General features: G+C 59.3%; 13 protein-coding genes and 6 tRNA genes. 18 read left to right on the top strand and 1 reads right to left on the bottom strand.

Annotated elements, in window-relative coordinates:
- The first annotated feature begins 325 nt into the window (after positions 1-325).
- The 12 genes from nagB to ACJ8QF_RS01295 all read left to right on the top strand — a co-directional run bounded on the left by nagB (position 326) and on the right by ACJ8QF_RS01295 (position 8,752).
- Positions 326-1,126 (top strand): glucosamine-6-phosphate deaminase, encoded by an 801-nt coding sequence (gene nagB / locus ACJ8QF_RS01350; protein WP_004939952.1) that lies wholly within the window; start codon positions 326-328, stop codon positions 1,124-1,126.
- A gap of 18 nt (positions 1,127-1,144) precedes the next feature.
- Positions 1,145-2,284, top strand: a complete 1,140-nt coding sequence (gene nagA / locus ACJ8QF_RS01345) for an N-acetylglucosamine-6-phosphate deacetylase (RefSeq protein WP_275095538.1) — start codon at positions 1,145-1,147, stop codon at positions 2,282-2,284.
- Between the two features lie 27 nt (positions 2,285-2,311).
- Complete coding sequence (gene nagC, locus ACJ8QF_RS01340) at positions 2,312-3,532, top strand: DNA-binding transcriptional regulator NagC (RefSeq protein WP_004939956.1); 1,221 nt, start codon at positions 2,312-2,314, stop codon at positions 3,530-3,532.
- Between the two features lie 67 nt (positions 3,533-3,599).
- Positions 3,600-4,352, top strand: a complete 753-nt coding sequence (locus ACJ8QF_RS01335) for an HAD-IIA family hydrolase (RefSeq protein ID WP_004939957.1) — start codon at positions 3,600-3,602, stop codon at positions 4,350-4,352.
- 190 nt (positions 4,353-4,542) lie between these two features.
- The gene (locus ACJ8QF_RS01330; protein ID WP_049186560.1) at positions 4,543-5,985 is read left to right on the top strand and encodes a carbohydrate-binding protein; all 1,443 of its coding nucleotides are present in this window, start codon (positions 4,543-4,545) and stop codon (positions 5,983-5,985) included.
- A gap of 284 nt (positions 5,986-6,269) precedes the next feature.
- Positions 6,270-7,934 (top strand): asparagine synthase B, encoded by a 1,665-nt coding sequence (asnB, locus tag ACJ8QF_RS01325; RefSeq protein ID WP_004939961.1) that lies wholly within the window; start codon positions 6,270-6,272, stop codon positions 7,932-7,934.
- A gap of 219 nt (positions 7,935-8,153) precedes the next feature.
- Positions 8,154-8,230, top strand: a tRNA-Met gene (locus ACJ8QF_RS01320).
- 16 nt (positions 8,231-8,246) lie between these two features.
- Positions 8,247-8,331, top strand: a tRNA-Leu gene (locus ACJ8QF_RS01315).
- Between the two features lie 30 nt (positions 8,332-8,361).
- A tRNA-Gln gene (locus ACJ8QF_RS01310) sits at positions 8,362-8,436 on the top strand.
- 44 nt (positions 8,437-8,480) lie between these two features.
- Positions 8,481-8,555 (top strand) — tRNA-Gln (locus tag ACJ8QF_RS01305).
- A gap of 41 nt (positions 8,556-8,596) precedes the next feature.
- Positions 8,597-8,673 (top strand) — tRNA-Met (locus tag ACJ8QF_RS01300).
- Between the two features lie 4 nt (positions 8,674-8,677).
- A tRNA-Gln gene (locus tag ACJ8QF_RS01295) sits at positions 8,678-8,752 on the top strand.
- An 87-nt stretch (positions 8,753-8,839) separates the two neighbouring features.
- Here ACJ8QF_RS01295 and ubiF read toward each other — a convergent pair.
- Positions 8,840-10,021: a 3-demethoxyubiquinol 3-hydroxylase gene (gene ubiF / locus ACJ8QF_RS01290; RefSeq protein ID WP_049188473.1), complete on the bottom strand. Its 1,182-nt coding sequence runs from the start codon at positions 10,019-10,021 to the stop codon at positions 8,840-8,842.
- 197 nt (positions 10,022-10,218) lie between these two features.
- Here ubiF and miaB point away from each other — a divergent pair, with 197 nt between their 5' ends.
- The 6 genes from miaB (at position 10,219) to lnt (ending at position 16,359) form a co-directional block, all read left to right on the top strand.
- The gene (gene miaB / locus ACJ8QF_RS01285; protein WP_004939964.1) at positions 10,219-11,643 is read left to right on the top strand and encodes a tRNA (N6-isopentenyl adenosine(37)-C2)-methylthiotransferase MiaB; all 1,425 of its coding nucleotides are present in this window, start codon (positions 10,219-10,221) and stop codon (positions 11,641-11,643) included.
- Between the two features lie 119 nt (positions 11,644-11,762).
- Entirely contained in the window at positions 11,763-12,098 is a 336-nt protein-coding gene (locus tag ACJ8QF_RS01280; protein WP_004939967.1) for a zinc ribbon domain-containing protein YjdM, read from the top strand.
- A gap of 234 nt (positions 12,099-12,332) precedes the next feature.
- Entirely contained in the window at positions 12,333-13,388 is a 1,056-nt protein-coding gene (locus ACJ8QF_RS01275; protein WP_004939969.1) for a PhoH family protein, read from the top strand.
- Positions 13,385-13,858: an rRNA maturation RNase YbeY gene (gene ybeY, locus ACJ8QF_RS01270; RefSeq protein ID WP_004939970.1), complete on the top strand. Its 474-nt coding sequence runs from the start codon at positions 13,385-13,387 to the stop codon at positions 13,856-13,858. Before ACJ8QF_RS01275 ends, ybeY begins: the two co-directional genes overlap by 4 nt.
- Before the next feature lie 85 nt (positions 13,859-13,943).
- Complete coding sequence (corC, locus tag ACJ8QF_RS01265) at positions 13,944-14,822, top strand: CNNM family magnesium/cobalt transport protein CorC (protein WP_004939973.1); 879 nt, start codon at positions 13,944-13,946, stop codon at positions 14,820-14,822.
- Between the two features lie 7 nt (positions 14,823-14,829).
- The gene (gene lnt, locus ACJ8QF_RS01260) at positions 14,830-16,359 is read left to right on the top strand and encodes an apolipoprotein N-acyltransferase (protein ID WP_131164585.1); all 1,530 of its coding nucleotides are present in this window, start codon (positions 14,830-14,832) and stop codon (positions 16,357-16,359) included.
- Positions 16,360-16,525: the final 166 nt, after the last annotated feature.

The raw sequence follows: 16,525 nt of genomic DNA, 5'->3' as shown, positions 1-16,525 counted from the left end.
CTATGTTGTCCGCGGACGGACCCTATTAGTAGTTTATTTGGAGCTCTCACTACCTTTTTAGAAACAACGCATGGCACGTATCACTCATGCCGAGTGTAAAAAATTTATTTTGTATCGCAAATTAAAACCTCCCTTTTTGTGATAAATATCACCAAAAAGTAGTCTTTACCTCCCAGATTGCTGGCCATCACACAAAACTTATTTTATCATTCAAAAAATCAACCGGACGGACGATTCACGCGAGAATCATAAAGCTGGGTTACGCTTAGGACTCCCGCAGGCCCGTACAGTATAGCTTTAGTTTACTTATCCCAAGAGGTGTTAGATGAGACTTATCCCACTGAAAGATACCGCACAAGTCGGCAAATGGGCCGCGCGTCATATCGTTCAACGCATCAACGCATTCAAGCCAACCGCAGAGCGCCCGTTTGTACTCGGCCTGCCTACCGGCGGCACGCCGCTGGAAGCCTACAAACATCTGATTGCGATGCACAAAGCAGGTGAAGTAAGCTTTAAGCATGTTGTGACTTTCAACATGGACGAGTACGTTGGCCTGCCGCAGGAACACCCGGAAAGCTACCACACCTTCATGTACCGCAACTTCTTTGATCACGTTGATATTCCTCGTGAAAACATCAACCTGCTGAACGGCAACGCCGCGGATGTCGACGCCGAGTGCCGCCAGTACGAAGAGAAGATCAAGTCTTACGGCAAAATTAACCTGTTTATGGGCGGCGTGGGCATCGACGGCCATATCGCGTTCAACGAGCCGGCTTCGTCCCTGGCTTCGCGCACCCGCATCAAAACGCTGACCGAAGACACCCGCATCGCCAACTCGCGCTTCTTCGGCGGCGACGTCAGCCTGGTGCCGAAATATGCGCTGACCGTCGGCGTGGGTACGCTGTTGGACGCGGAAGAAGTGATGATCCTGGTGACCGGCCACGCCAAGGCGCAGGCGCTGGAAGCCGCAGTGGAAGGCAATATCAACCACATGTGGACCATCAGCTGCCTGCAGCTGCACGCCAAAGCGGTGGTGGTGTGCGACGAACCGGCCACCATGGAACTGAAAGTCAAAACCGTCAAATACTTCCGCGAGTTAGAAGCGGAAAGCGTGAAAAGTCTTTAATCTTTGCAGGGGGCTACGATGTTCGCTTTAACCCACGGCCGAATCTATACCGGCCACGACGTACTTGATGACCATGCAGTCATTATCGCTGATGGGCTGATCGAGAAAGTCTGCCCGGCGGCTGAATTGCCCGCCGGCATCGAAACGCGCGACCTGGGTGGCGCCATCCTGGCCCCCGGGCTTATCGACGTGCAGCTGAACGGCTGCGGCGGCGTACAGTTCAACGATTCGCTGGAAGCGATTTCGGAGGAAACGCTGGAGATCATGCAGCGCGCCAACGAGAAATCCGGCTGCACCAGCTATCTGCCGACGCTGATCACCAGCAGCGACGAATTCATGAAGCACAGCGTCGACGTGATGCGCGCTTATCTGAAAAAGCACCAAAACCAGGCGCTGGGCCTGCACCTGGAAGGGCCGTATCTCAGCCCGGTGAAAAAAGGCACCCATAACCCGGCGTTCATTCGCAAGCCGACCCAGGACATGATCGATTACCTGTGCGCCAACGCCGACGTGATCACCAAGGTGACGCTGGCGCCGGAAATGGTTGAGCCGCACTTTATCAAGCAGCTGACCGAGGCCGGCATCGTGGTCTCCGCCGGCCACTCGAACGCCACCTACGATCAGGCGCGCACCGGCTTCGCCGCCGGCATCAGCTTCGCCACCCATCTGTACAACGCCATGCCGTATATCACCGGCCGCGAACCGGGGCTGATGGGGGCTATCTTCGACACGCCGGAGGTCTATACCGGCATCATCGCCGACGGCCATCACGTGGCCTGGGCGAGTATCCGTAACGCCAAACGCCTGAAAGGTGATAAATTGGTCCTAGTCACCGACGCGACCGCACCGGCGGGTGCAGATATTGACCAATTTATTTTCGCCGGTAAAACAATATACTATCGGGACGGGCTGTGCGTGGATGAGAACGGCACCCTGAGCGGTTCCGCGCTGACCATGATCGAAGCGGTGCAAAACAGCGTCGAGCATATCGGCATCGCGCTGGACGAAGCGCTGCGCATGGCGACGCTGTACCCGGCGCGCGCGATCGGCGCCGATCACCGTCTGGGCACCATCGAAGCCGGCAAGGTGGCTAACCTGACCGCCTTCACCCGTGATTTCAAGATCACCAAAACGCTCGTTAACGGTAACGAGGTTTAATTCAATGAACAGCGAGTAACATTATTGATGAGCACTGGCGGACAAGCACAAATAGGGAACGTTGACTTAGTCAAACAACTTAACGGCGCGGCAGTTTATCGCCTGATCGACCAACAGGGCCCGATCTCGCGCATTCAAATCGCCGAACTCAGCCAGCTCGCCCCCGCCAGCGTCACTAAGATTACTCGCCAGCTGCTGGAGCGCGGGCTGATCAAAGAAGTCGATCAGCAAGCCTCCACCGGCGGCCGCCGCGCGATCTCCATCGTGTCGGAAACCCGCCATTTCCATACCGTCGCGGTGCGCCTCGGCCGCCACGACGCCACCATCACGCTGTATGACATGAGCGGTAAATCGCTCAGTGAAGAACACTATCCGCTGCCGGAACGTACCCAGGAAACGCTGGAGAATGCGCTGTTTGCCGCCATCGCTCAATTCATCGAAGCGAACCAGCGCCGCCTGCGCGAACTGATCGCCATCGCGGTGATCCTGCCTGGCCTGGTGGATCCGGCGCTGGGCGTGGTGCGCTATATGCCGCACATCAGCGTCAGCAACTGGGCGCTGGTAGACAACCTGCAGCAGCGCTTTAACGTCACCAGCTTCGTCGGCCACGACATCCGCAGCCTGGCGCTGGCGGAGCACTACTTCGGCGCCACCCGCGACTGTGAAGACTCGATTCTGGTGCGCCTGCACCGTGGTACCGGCGCCGGCATCATCGTCAACGGGCAGATTTTTCTCGGCAACAACGGCAACGTCGGCGAGATCGGCCATATCCAGATCGATCCGCTCGGCGAACGCTGCCACTGCGGTAACTTCGGCTGCCTGGAGACGGTGGCCGCCAACGCGGCGATCGAACAGCGCGTGCGTCAGTTGCTGAGCCAGGGCTACCCGAGCAAACTGACGCTGGAAGACTGCGGCATCAACGCTATCTGCAAGGCCGCCAACCGCGGCGATCTGCTGGCCAGCGAAGTGATCGAACACGTCGGCCGCTATCTGGGCAAGGCGGTGGCCATCGCCATCAACCTGTTCAATCCGCAGAAGGTGGTGATCGCCGGTGAGATCACCGAAGCGGACAAGGTGCTGCTGCCGGCGATCCAAAGCTGCATCAATACTCAGGTGCTGAAGGACTTCCGCAAAAATCTGCCGGTGGTGACCTCCGAACTCAATCATCGCTCGGCGATCGGCGCTTTCGCCCTGGCCAAACGCGCGATGCTCAACGGCGTGCTCTTGCAGCGATTGCTGGAAAGCTGATCCGCCGCTTCTGGCAGGTGTGTTATCGTCACTTCTTGCCTGCCGTAATCATGAGAAACAGCGACAAATGAAAATCAAAAACGTTATATGCGATATCGACGGCGTGCTGCTGCATGACAATACGCCGGTGCCCGGCGCCGATCTGTTCCTGGCGCGCATCCAGGAACAAGGCATGCCGCTGGTGGTGCTGACCAACTACCCGTCACAGACCGCACAGGATTTGGCGAACCGCTTCGCCGCCGCCGGGCTGGAAGTGCCGGAGAGCGCGTTCTATACCTCGGCGATGGCCACCGCCGACTTCCTGCGCCGTCAGGAAGGCAAAAAAGCCTATGTGGTCGGCGAAGGCGCGCTGATCCATGAGCTGTACAAAGCCGGTTTCACCATCACCGACATCAACCCGGATTTTGTGATCGTCGGTGAAACTCGCTCTTACAACTGGGACATGATGCACAAAGCCGCCTACTTCGTCAGTAACGGCGCGCGCTTTATCGCGACTAATCCGGATAGCCACGGCCACGGCTTCTCGCCGGCCTGCGGCGCCCTGTGCGCGCCCATCGAGAAGATCACCGGCCGCAAGCCGTTTTATGTCGGCAAGCCCAGCCCGTGGATCATTCGCGCCGCACTGAACAAAATGCAGGCGCACTCGGAAGAGACGGTGATCGTCGGCGACAACCTGCGCACCGACATTCTGGCGGGCTTCCAGGCCGGCCTGGAAACCGTGCTGGTGCTGTCCGGCGTCTCCACGCTGAGCGACATCGAAACCATGCCGTTCCGCCCGAGCTACGTCTACCCTTCCGTCGCCGATATCACCATCTTCTGATGCGGCCATGGCGGCCGCCCGGCCGCCGTTATTTCCTTCTCCCCCAGCGTCAGTTTGAATTTAATTCGTTCATGGCCGCAAAAGGTTTCAGCCTGCCTGCGCTAAAAATCCTCATTATAAGTTTACGCCCCGCCAATAGCTGATATTGCCGGCGAGCGGAAAACTCTTACCCCTAATTAATGAGGCTACCATGAGCACCAATAACATTATTAATGCCGTCGCCGCCGATGACGCGGCCATTATGCCGTCTATCGCCAATAAAAAGATCCTGATGGGTTTCTGGCACAACTGGGCCGCCGGCGCCAGTGACGGCTACCAGCAAGGGCAGTTCGCCACGATGAACCTGACCGACATTCCCGCCGAATACAACGTGGTGGCCGTCGCCTTTATGAAAGGCCAGGGCATCCCGACCTTCAAGCCTTACAACCTGTCCGACGCCGAGTTCCGCCGCCAGGTGGGCGTGCTGAACAGCCAGGGCCGCGCGGTGCTGATCTCCCTCGGCGGCGCAGACGCGCATATCGAGCTAAAGACCGGCGATGAAGACAAGCTGAAAGACGAGATTATTCGCCTGGTGGAAGTCTATGGCTTCGACGGCCTGGATATCGATCTGGAACAGGCGGCGATCGGCGCCGCCAATAATAAAACCGTCTTGCCTGCGGCATTGAAAAAAGTAAAAGACCATTACGCCGCGCAGGGGAAAAACTTTATTATCAGCATGGCGCCGGAATTCCCGTATTTGCGCACCAACGGCACCTACCTGGATTATATTAACGCCCTCGAAGGCTATTACGACTTTATCGCGCCGCAATATTACAATCAGGGCGGCGACGGTATTTGGGTGGATGAACTCAACGCCTGGATCACGCAGAATAACGACGCCATGAAAGAGGACTTCCTCTACTATCTGACGGAAAGCCTGGTCACCGGCACCCGCGGCTATGCGAAGATCCCGGCGGCGAAATTCGTCATCGGCCTGCCAAGCAACAACGATGCCGCCGCCACCGGCTACGTGGTCAACAAACAGGCGGTGTATAACGCTTTCTCGCGTCTCGACGCCAAAAACCTGTCGATCAAGGGCCTGATGACCTGGTCAATCAACTGGGATAACGGCAAGAGCAAAGCCGGCGTCGCCTACAATTGGGAGTTCAAAACCCGCTATGCGCCGCTGATTCAGGGCGGCGTCACCCCGCCGCCGGGAAAGCCTAATGCGCCGACGGCGCTGACGGTCGCCGAGCTGGGCGCCACCTCGCTGAAACTGAGCTGGGCCGCCGCCACCGGCGCTTTCCCGATCGCCAGTTACACCGTCTACCGCAACGGCAACCCGATCGGCCAAACCGCCGGTCTGTCGCTGGCTGACGGCGGTCTGACGCCGGCGACCCAGTACAGCTACTTCGTTACCGCGACCGATAGCCAGGGCAATACCTCGCTGCCGAGCAGCGCGCTGGCGGTCAAAACCGCCAACGACGGCACGCCGCCCGATCCGGGGGCGCCCGAGTGGCAGAACAACCACAGCTACAAGGCTGGCGACGTGGTGAGCTATAAAGGCAAGAAATATACCTGTATCCAGGCGCACACCTCCAACGCCGGCTGGACGCCGGACGCCGCCTTCACCCTGTGGCAGCTCATCGCCTAATCGCTAATCGATTGCCGGCCAAACTGGCCGGCAATCCCGCCATCACGCTAAAAATTGCATAATCGATAATTTTTCACGTCGATAACTGAACATCCGTTAAAAACCACACCTAAGCAAACAACTATTTCTCAACGCATGGCTAAAACGCTTGCATCTCCCGCAGCTTTTGGCGCATTTTCATAACCACAGCGCAGCAAAACCGGGTTATCGCTGATAAATCGGCAATGCTGCCCATAACAGTAAAAAACAACATCACAGTCATAAAAGCCCGTTAGGAGAGTTGTATGTGTTCTATTTTCGGTGTGCTCGATCTGAAGTCCGATCCCGTTGAACTGCGTAAGAAAGCGCTGGAGCTGTCACGTCTGATGCGCCACCGCGGCCCGGATTGGTCCGGCGTTTACGCCAGCGACAAAGCCATTCTGGCTCACGAACGCCTGTCGATCGTCGACGTCAACAATGGCGCTCAACCGCTGTACAACGCTGCGCACACCCACGTTCTGGCGGTCAACGGCGAAATTTACAACCACCAGGCGCTGCGCCAACAGCTGAGCGACCGCTACGCGTTCCAGACCGGTTCCGACTGTGAAGTGATCCTGGCGCTGTACCAGGAGAAAGGCCCGGACTTCCTCGACGATCTGCAAGGCATGTTCGCCTTCGCCCTGTATGACACCGAAAAAGACGCCTACCTGATCGGCCGCGATCACCTGGGCATCATTCCGCTATACATGGGCCACGACGAGCACGGCAACCTGTACGTCGCCTCGGAAATGAAAGCGCTGGTGCCGGTGTGCCGCACCATCAAGGAATTCCCGGCCGGCAGCTACCTGTGGAGCCAGGACGGTGAGATTCGTGAATATTATCGCCGCGACTGGTTCGATTACGACAGCGTCAAGGACAACGTGACCGACGCCGCCGCCCTGCGCACCGCGCTGGAAGAGTCGGTGAAAAGCCACCTAATGTCCGACGTGCCTTACGGCGTGCTGCTGTCGGGCGGGCTGGATTCCTCGGTCATTTCGGCGATCACCAAGAAGTACGCCGCGCGCCGCGTGGAAGATCAGGAACGCAGCGAGGCCTGGTGGCCACAGCTGCACTCCTTCGCCGTCGGCCTGGAGGGCTCGCCGGATCTGCGCGCCGCGCAAGAGGTGGCCAACCATCTGGGCACCGTGCACCATGAAATCCACTTCACCGTACAGGAAGGCCTGGACGCCATCCGCGACGTGATTTATCACATCGAAACCTACGACGTCACCACCATTCGCGCCTCGACGCCGATGTACCTGATGTCGCGCAAAATCAAGGCGATGGGTATCAAGATGGTGCTTTCCGGCGAAGGCGCGGACGAAGTGTTCGGCGGCTACCTGTACTTCCATAAGGCGCCGGACGCCCGCGAATTCCACGAAGAGACCGTACGCAAACTGCTGGCGCTGCACATGTTCGACTGCGCGCGCGCCAACAAGGCGATGTCCGCCTGGGGCGTCGAAGCCCGCGTGCCGTTCCTGGACAAGAAATTCCTCGACGTGGCGATGCGCATCAACCCGAAAGATAAAATGTGCGGCAACGGCAAAATGGAGAAACACATCGTTCGCGAATGTTTCGAGTCCTATTTGCCGGCCAGCGTGGCCTGGCGCCAGAAAGAGCAGTTCTCCGACGGCGTCGGCTACAGCTGGATCGACACGCTAAAAGAGGTCGCTGCGCAGCAAATCAGCGATCAACAGCTCGAAACCGCGCGTTTCCGCTTCCCGTACAACACGCCGACCTCGAAAGAAGGCTACCTGTACCGCGAGATCTTCGAAGAGCTGTTCCCGCTGCCGAGCGCCGCCGAATGCGTGCCGGGCGGCCCGTCCGTCGCCTGCTCGTCCGCCAAGGCCATCGAATGGGATGAATCGTTCAAGAAGATGGACGATCCTTCCGGCCGCGCCGTCGGCGTGCACCAGGCCGCCTATAAATAAACGCGCGGCGTTTTCCCTTGGGGCGGGCCTTTTGGCCCGCCTTTTTGTTGCCTTTTCCGCCCGCCAACTGCCTGAATTGCCGATTTTATCGCCATAATGTTCACAACCCAGACAAACGGCGCTTCCGGGCGCTTTTTCGGGAAAAAACTTGTTGACGCAAATCGGTCATATACGCATAATGCGCCCCGCAACGCCGATGAAGGCAAAGCAAAAAAAGAGGGCTACGTAGCTCAGCTGGTTAGAGCACATCACTCATAATGATGGGGTCACAGGTTCGAATCCCGTCGTAGCCACCATCTCTTTTTTGCATTTGCGGGAGTGGCGAAATTGGTAGACGCACCAGATTTAGGTTCTGGCGCCGCAAGGTGTGCGAGTTCAAGTCTCGCCTCCCGCACCATTTCTCTTCATCGTCGGCGCAGTATGTTGATGGGGTATCGCCAAGCGGTAAGGCACCGGTTTTTGATACCGGCATTCCCTGGTTCGAATCCAGGTACCCCAGCCATATTCTTTCGGGAACGGGGTTTCAACATAAGATTTGTTTGCAGGTGGGGTATCGCCAAGCGGTAAGGCACCGGTTTTTGATACCGGCATTCCCTGGTTCGAATCCAGGTACCCCAGCCATAACAAACTGCTTGCAAATCAAAGAAGTAAAAAGTAACATCGGCTACGTAGCTCAGCTGGTTAGAGCACATCACTCATAATGATGGGGTCACAGGTTCAAATCCCGTCGTAGCCACCATAATTGGGGTGTCGCCAAGCGGTAAGGCTCTGGTTTCTGATACCAGCATACCCAGGTTCGAATCCTGGCACCCCAGCCATATTTAGAAAAGCCCGCTTCGGCGGGCTTTTTGCTGTCTGGCGTTCAGCCATCCTTAATAGGCCCAGCCGCCGCTGAGCCCTGTCGGTTACAATCCTAACGCGTACTTCAACGCATGTTCTTTCAGCTTGCCCGCCCGCTGCGCGGCCATCAGCGCCAGATTGCGCGCCACGTTCAGCGGAGCCAGGTTATTGCTGAAGGCGGTATAGAACAGATCCATGCCGCTCTGCATCAGCAGATTGTCGGTACGGCGGCGGCGCTGATAACGCAGCAGCACCGCCTCGCTGCTCCAGTCCTCTCCCTGCTCCCGCGCCTCGCTCAACACGCTCAGCAAGGCATCCACGTCGCGATATCCCAGATTGACGCCCTGCCCGGCCAGCGGGTTGATGGTATGCGCCGCATCCCCCAGCAGCGCCAACCCCGGCAGCACGTAACGCTGCGCATGACGCCGCGTCAACGGGAACGATCCGGCGGCGTGCACCTTGACCGGGCCCAGCCGCGCTGGAAAAGCGGTGGCGATCTCACGCTCCAGCTGCGCCGGCGGCATCGCCTGCAGTTGGCGAATGCGCTGCGGGCTGTCATACCACACCAGCGATGCCCAGCTGTCGTACAGCGGCAGGAAGGCGCGCGGCCCGGACGGGAAGAAGCGCTGCCAGGTCACATCCTGCTGCGGCGCGCCGGTATCGACGGTGATCAACATGCACGCCTGACGATACTGCCAGCCGTTGGTGCCGATCGCCGCCAGCTTGCGCACCTGCGAGTTGGCGCCATCAGCACCGATAACCAGCCGCGCCTGCAGCGTTTCACCGCTGCCCAGCGTCAGCTGCCAGGCCTTGTCCGCCCGCTGCAGCGATTGCAGCCTGGCGGGGCACAGCAGCGTCAGATTGGCGCACTGCGCGAACTGCTGCCACAGCGCCAGTTGCAGAATGCGGTTTTCCACCATAAAGCCCAGCTCCGGCAGCCCCAGGGACAGCGCGTCGAACGCCACCCGCGACGATGCCCATTCCCAGGTCTCCAGCCGGCGATACGGCGCCGTGCGCATCGCCGTCACGGCCGGCCAGGCGCCGAGCTGTTTCAACAGCCCCACCGAGGTGCAGCCGATAGCGGAAATGCGCAGGTCCGGCGGGCTTTGCGCCTCGAACGCCTGCGGCGCCTGATGTTCCAGCAACGCCACCGACCAGCCCGCCTGCGCCAGCCCGAGGGCCGCCGCCGCGCCGACCATGCCGCCGCCCACCACCACCGCGTCATACCGATTTTGAGATGTCTTCATATTGGCTATGTTTTCTGTGTGAATGCTCGCCATCCCACCCGGCATGGCGTTTTGCGCAGTGTACCGGATTTTCGCTTCGGCTTCAGGTTGCGTGCCATTTTCCCCCGCGCTGGTCACAACGGCGGCAAATGATTACAATACGCGCCCTGCATGTCGCGTAACGCAACTTTCGCTCCGCACTGAGTAATGGCAAGTCAATGACGAAAAAACTACATATCAAAACCTGGGGCTGCCAGATGAATGAGTACGATTCATCGAAAATGGCCGACCTGTTGAACAGCACGCACGGCTTCGAGTGGACCGACAACGCCGAGGAAGCGGACGTGCTGTTGCTGAACACCTGCTCGATCCGTGAAAAAGCGCAGGAGAAAGTTTTCGCCATGCTGGGGCGCTGGCGCTTGCTGAAAGAAAAGAACCCGTCTGTCATCATCGGGGTCGGCGGTTGCGTGGCCTCGCAAGAAGGGGAACTGATCCGCAGCCGCGCGCCGTGCGTCGACGTGGTATTCGGCCCGCAGACCTTGCACCGCCTGCCGGAAATGATCAACCACGTTCAGGGCACCCGCAGCCCGGTGGTTGATATCAGCTTCCCGGAGATCGAAAAATTCGACCGTTTGCCGGAACCGCGCGCCGAAGGCCCGACCGCGTTCGTGTCGATCATGGAAGGCTGCAACAAATACTGCACTTTCTGCGTGGTGCCTTACACCCGCGGTGAAGAAGTGAGCCGTCCGAGCGACGACGTGCTGTTCGAAATCGCCCAGCTGGCGGCGCAGGGCGTGCGCGAGGTCAATCTGCTCGGCCAAAACGTCAACGCTTACCGCGGCGCCACGCATGACGGCGATATCTGCTCGTTCGCCGAACTGCTGCGCCTGGTGGCGGCCATCGACGGCATCGATCGCATTCGCTTCACCACCAGCCACCCGATCGAGTTCACCGACGATATCATCGCGGTGTACGAAGACACGCCGGAGCTGGTCAGCTTCCTGCATCTGCCGGTGCAGAGCGGTTCGGATCGCATCCTGACCATGATGAAACGCGCGCATACCGCGCTGGAGTACAAGGCGATTATCCGCAAGCTGCGCAAGGCGCGCCCGAACATTCAGCTCAGCTCCGATTTCATCGTCGGTTTCCCGGGCGAGAGCCAGGCCGACTTTGAACAGACCATGAACCTGATCGCCGACGTCAACTTCGACGTCAGCTTCAGCTTCATCTATTCGTCGCGCCCCGGTACGCCGGCGGCGGACATGGTTGACGACGTCAGCGAAGAAGAGAAAAAGCAGCGGCTGTACATTCTGCAGGATCGCATCAACCAGCAGGCGCTGCAGTTCAGCCGCCGCATGCTCGGCACCGTCCAGCGCATTCTGGTGGAAGGCACCTCGCGCAAAAGCGTGATGGAACTGGCCGGGCGCACGGAATGCAACCGTGTGGTAAACTTCGAAGGCACGCCTGACATGATCGGCCAGTTTGTCGACGTGGAAATTACCGAGGTGCTGACCAACACCCTGCGTGGCGCAGTGGTGCGCACCGAGCAGCAGATGGATCTGCGCGTACATGAATCCCCGCAGTCGGTGATCGCCCGTACCCGCAAAGAAAACGCGCTGGGCGTCGGCATTTACCAGCCCTGACGCCGCGGCGGCCGCCTTATCGCCGCCCGTTCGCGCTACTCCTTACCGTTTCTCCGCCGGGCGTCCGCGCCCGGTGATGTTCTTTTTTTATTTTTTTATTGTTGAAGAGGCGACATAACATGCAACTCCCACACTGCCCGAAGTGCAACTCCGAATACACCTACCAGGACAATGCCCTGTTCATCTGCCCTGAGTGCGCCCATGAGTGGAGCGACAGCGCCCCGGCGGAAGATCAGGACGCGCTGATCGTCAAAGACGCCAACGGCAACCTGCTGGCGGACGGCGACGCGGTCACCGTGATCAAGGACCTGAAGGTCAAAGGCAGTTCCTCGATGCTGAAAATCGGCACCAAGGTGAAAAACATTCGTCTGGTGGAAGGCGATCACAACATCGACTGCAAAATCGACGGTTTCGGCCCGATGAAACTGAAATCCGAATTCGTGAAAAAGAACTGATTCCCAGCTGTCTTGTCCTGTGATGACGCGGCGGGCTTTGCGCCCCGCCGCGTTTTTTCCTTGTCTTCCCTTGAATTCCGCCGACGGCGCACAGATAGATCAGCGGTAAACTTGCGCCGTTGCGGCGCACCATGAATAATTCAAGAAAGAGAGTATTCAGGCTCGTCCTGAACGCGCGCGTCCCGGACGCGCTATGTGACATCAACCAGGCCCGATGTGACCTAGAGGAATAGTTTGAACGTCGCAACACAAGAAATTTTGTTAGAGCCCGCAGACAACCAGCGTTTGCTCAGCCTGTGCGGCCCGTTTGATGACAACATCAAGCAACTCGAGCGCCGATTGGGCATCGAAATCAATCGCCGCGACAACCGTTTCAAGCTGGTCGGCAAGAACCTGTGCGTGGTCGCCGCCGCCGATATCCTGCGCCATCTTTACGTGGATACCGCGCCGATTCGCGGCGTGATCCCGGATATCGATCCGGAGCAAATCCATCTGGCGATCAAAGAGAGCCGGGTGCTGGAACAGGTGGCCGACAGCGTGCCGGATTACGGCAAGGCGGTCACCATTAAAACCAAGCGCGGCATGGTGAAACCGCGCACGCCTAACCAGGCGCAATACATCGCCAACATTCTCGATCACGACATCACCTTCGGCATCGGCCCGGCGGGCACCGGCAAAACCTACCTGGCGGTCGCCGCCGCGGTGGATGCGCTGGAACGCCAGGAAATTCGCCGCATTCTGCTGACCCGTCCCGCGGTCGAAGCCGGCGAAAAGCTGGGCTTCCTGCCGGGCGATCTGAGCCAGAAGGTCGATCCTTATCTGCGCCCGCTGTACGACGCCCTGTTCGAAATGCTGGGCTTCGAGCGCGTGGAGAAGCTCATCGAACGCAACGTGATCGAAGTCGCGCCGCTGGCCTATATGCGCGGCCGCACGCTGAACGACGCCTTTATCATTCTGGATGAGAGCCAGAACACCACCATCGAACAGATGAAGATGTTCCTGACGCGCATCGGTTTCAACTCGAAGGCGGTCATCACCGGCGACGTCACCCAGATCGACCTGCCGCGCAACCAGAAATCCGGCCTGCGCCACGCGGTGGAAGTGCTGTCGGACGTGGAAGAGCTGAGCTTCAACTTCTTCCACAGCGAAGACGTGGTGCGCCACCCGGTGGTGGCCCGCGTGGTCATCGCCTATGAGGCCTGGGAAGCGGCCGAACAGAAACGCAAAGACGCGATTGCCGAACAACGTAAGCGCGAGGCGCTCGCCGCCTCCGAGCAGGAGACACCATGAGCCAGGTGATTTTGGATTTGCAGATTGCCTGTGAAAGCAGCGACGGCCTGCCGGACGAGGCCACCTTCCAGCGCTGGCTGGAAGGCGTGCTGCCGCAATTTCAGGAAGAGGCCGAGGTGACCGTGCGTCTGGTGGACGAAGCGGAAAGCCACGAGCTGAACCTGACCTACCGCGGCAAAGACAAACCGACCAACGTGCTCTCTTTCCCGTTCGAAGCCCCGCCGGGCATCGAGCTGCCGCTGCTCGGCGATCTGATCATCTGCCGCCAGGTGGTTGAACAGGAAGCGATTGAGCAAGGCAAGGCGCTGGAGGCCCACTGGGCGCATATGGTTGTCCACGGCAGCCTCCATCTGCTAGGGTATGACCACATCGAAGACGATGAAGCCGAAGAAATGGAGTCTTTGGAAACCGAAATCATGCACGGACTGGGCTATCCTGATCCGTACCTGGCGGAAAAAGACCCCGTCTGACGTCAGCCGTTTACCCTACAGCCCCTCTGCGGGGCTGTCGCTGACGCCCCTTAACTCTGACATGAGTGACAGTAACGAAAACGCCATGAGCGACGACCATTCACAAAGCAATGACAGCCCCAGTCCCAAGAAGGGGTTCTTTACTCTTATCCTTAACCAGTTGTTCCACGGCGAGCCCAAAAACCGTGGCGATCTGGTCGAGCTGATCCGCGATTCCGAACAAAACGACCTGATCGATCCCGATACCCGCGACATGCTGGAAGGCGTGATGGATATCGCCGAACAGCGCGTGCGCGACATCATGATCCCCCGCTCCCAGATGGTGACGCTCAAGCGCAACCAGACGCTGGAAGAGTGCCTGGACGTGATTATCGACTCCGCCCACTCGCGTTTCCCGGTGATCAGCGAAGACAAAGATCACATCGAAGGCATCCTGATGGCCAAGGATCTGCTGCCGTTCATGCGCGCAGATTCCGAGCCGTTCAGCATCGACAAGGTGCTGCGCACCGCGGTGGTGGTGCCGGAAAGCAAGCGCGTCGACCGGATGCTGAAAGAATTCCGCTCCCAGCGCTATCACATGGCGATTGTCATTGACGAATTCGGCGGCGTGTCCGGCCTGGTCACCATCGAAGATATCCTGGAACTGATCGTCGGCGAGATCGAAGACGAATACGACGACGAAGACGATCTGGATATCCGCCAGCTCAGCCGCCACATGTACACCGTGCGCGCGCTGGCCCCGATCGAAGACTTCAACGAAGCCTTCGGCACCCACTTCAGCGATGACGAGGTCGATACCATCGGCGGTCTGGTGATGCAGGCCTTCGGCCACCTGCCGGCGCGCGGGGAAACCATTGAAATCGAAGGTTACCTATTTAAAGTTGCCATGGCCGACAGTCGACGTATCATCCAGGTTCATGTAAAAATTCCGGACGATTCTCCACCACCGAAACTGGAAGATTAAATCCAACATGGCTAAAGCCTCATTACTTGAACGCCAGCGGGTTCGCGCCCTGCTGGCGCTGTTGTCAGGTGCCGGCGGGACGCTGGCGTTCTCGCCCTACGACTTCTGGCCCGCGGCCATCGTCTCCCTGTTCGGCCTGCTGGCCGTTACCCTCAATCGCACCACCAAACAGTCCGCCCTGCTCGGCTTTGTCTGGGGCTTCGGGCTTTTCGGCAGCGGCATCAACTGGGTGTATGTCAGCATCGCCGATTTCGGCGGCATGCCGTTCGCCGTCAACGTCTTTCTGGTGGTACTGCTCGCCGCTTACCTGTCGCTGTACACCGGGCTATTCGCCGGGCTGCTGACGCGCCTGTGGCCGGCCACCAGTTGGTGGCGGCTGGCCATCGCCGCGCCGGCGCTGTGGCAGGTGACCGAATTCCTGCGCGGCTGGGTGCTGACCGGCTTCCCGTGGCTGCAGTTCGGCTACAGCCAGATCAACGGCCCGCTGAAGGGCATCGCGCCGCTGCTGGGTGTTGACGCCATCACCTTTGTGCTGATGGCCATCGCCGGCCTGCTGGTGTACGCCGTCAATCAACGGCGCCTGTCGGCAGCCGTGATCGCCGCCGCGCTGCTGCTGTTGCCGTGGCCGCTGCGCCAGCTGCAGTGGTTTACCCCGCAGCCGGAGAAAGCGGTGAACATCGCCATGGTGCAAGGCAATATTCCCCAGTCAATGAAGTGGGATCCGAGCATTCTGCTCAGCACGCTGCAAACCTATCTGGACGAAACCCGCCCCTACATGGGCAAGGCGCCGATCATCATCTGGCCAGAGTCCGCCATCCCTGACTTCGAGCCGCGTCAGAACGGCTTCCTGACCATGATGGATGACCTGATGCGGGCGAAGAACAGCAGCCTGATCACCGGCATCGTCGATGCGCGCGCCACCCCACAAGGCGTGCAGGAATACAACAGCGCCATCGTGCTGGGCGAACCGACGCCGTACAGCTACCCGGCCAAAGATCGCTACAACAAGCATCACCTGGTGCCGTTCGGCGAGTTTGTGCCGCTGGGTGAACTGCTGCGCCCTATCGCACCGTTCTTCAATCTGCCGATGTCCGGTTTCAGCCGCGGCGACTACGTGCAGCCGCAGCTCAGCGTACGCGGCTACAACCTGACGGCGGCCATCTGTTACGAGATCGTGCTGGGCCAGCAGGTGCGCGATAACTTCCGCCCGGACACCAACTTCCTGCTGACCATCTCCAACGACGCCTGGTTCGGCCACTCCATCGGCCCGTGGCAGCACTTCCAGATGGCGCGCATGCGGGCGCTGGAGCTCGGCCGGCCGCTGCTGCGCAGCACCAATAACGGCGTCACCGCCGCGGTGGATGCCAACGGCGAGGTGACCGCCGAGATCCCGCAGTTTACCCGCCAGGTGCTCGAAGTGAAGGTCACGCCGACCACCGGCGTCACGCCTTATGCGCGTTTCGGCGCCACACCGCTGTGGGTGATTACCCTGCTGCTGGGCGGCTGGGCGCTGATGTTGGGCTTGCGCCGCAAATAATCCTCTTCGCCGGGGCGCGCCCGCCGCGCCCCGCGTTCCCGTCAATATCCCCGCCTCAGTCAGAAAACGTCGTTAAATCAACGCGGCTGGCACACTCCTTGCTTTTATCTATGGCGACATCGCGCGCCGGTTTACTTTTGCTGACGTTTTGTCGCACCTGCGCACA

Origin of the sequence: Serratia sp. CY81684, assembly GCF_052166595.1 — a bacterium.
GTDB lineage: Bacteria > Pseudomonadota > Gammaproteobacteria > Enterobacterales > Enterobacteriaceae > Serratia > Serratia nematodiphila.
This window is presented reverse-complemented; position numbering and strand designations above follow the sequence as displayed.

Coding starts and splice junctions, on each gene's coding strand:
- ACJ8QF_RS01330 (WP_049186560.1), top strand. CDS start 4,543: ATGAGCACCAATAACATTATTAATGCCGTCGCCGCCGATGACGCGGCC.
- ybeY (WP_004939970.1), top strand. CDS start 13,385: ATGAGCCAGGTGATTTTGGATTTGCAGATTGCCTGTGAAAGCAGCGAC.
- miaB (WP_004939964.1), top strand. CDS start 10,219: ATGACGAAAAAACTACATATCAAAACCTGGGGCTGCCAGATGAATGAG.
- ACJ8QF_RS01335 (WP_004939957.1), top strand. CDS start 3,600: ATGAAAATCAAAAACGTTATATGCGATATCGACGGCGTGCTGCTGCAT.
- nagB (WP_004939952.1), top strand. CDS start 326: ATGAGACTTATCCCACTGAAAGATACCGCACAAGTCGGCAAATGGGCC.
- corC (WP_004939973.1), top strand. CDS start 13,944: ATGAGCGACGACCATTCACAAAGCAATGACAGCCCCAGTCCCAAGAAG.
- nagA (WP_275095538.1), top strand. CDS start 1,145: ATGTTCGCTTTAACCCACGGCCGAATCTATACCGGCCACGACGTACTT.
- lnt (WP_131164585.1), top strand. CDS start 14,830: ATGGCTAAAGCCTCATTACTTGAACGCCAGCGGGTTCGCGCCCTGCTG.
- ubiF (WP_049188473.1), bottom strand. CDS start 10,021: ATGAAGACATCTCAAAATCGGTATGACGCGGTGGTGGTGGGCGGCGGC.
- ACJ8QF_RS01280 (WP_004939967.1), top strand. CDS start 11,763: ATGCAACTCCCACACTGCCCGAAGTGCAACTCCGAATACACCTACCAG.
- nagC (WP_004939956.1), top strand. CDS start 2,312: ATGAGCACTGGCGGACAAGCACAAATAGGGAACGTTGACTTAGTCAAA.
- asnB (WP_004939961.1), top strand. CDS start 6,270: ATGTGTTCTATTTTCGGTGTGCTCGATCTGAAGTCCGATCCCGTTGAA.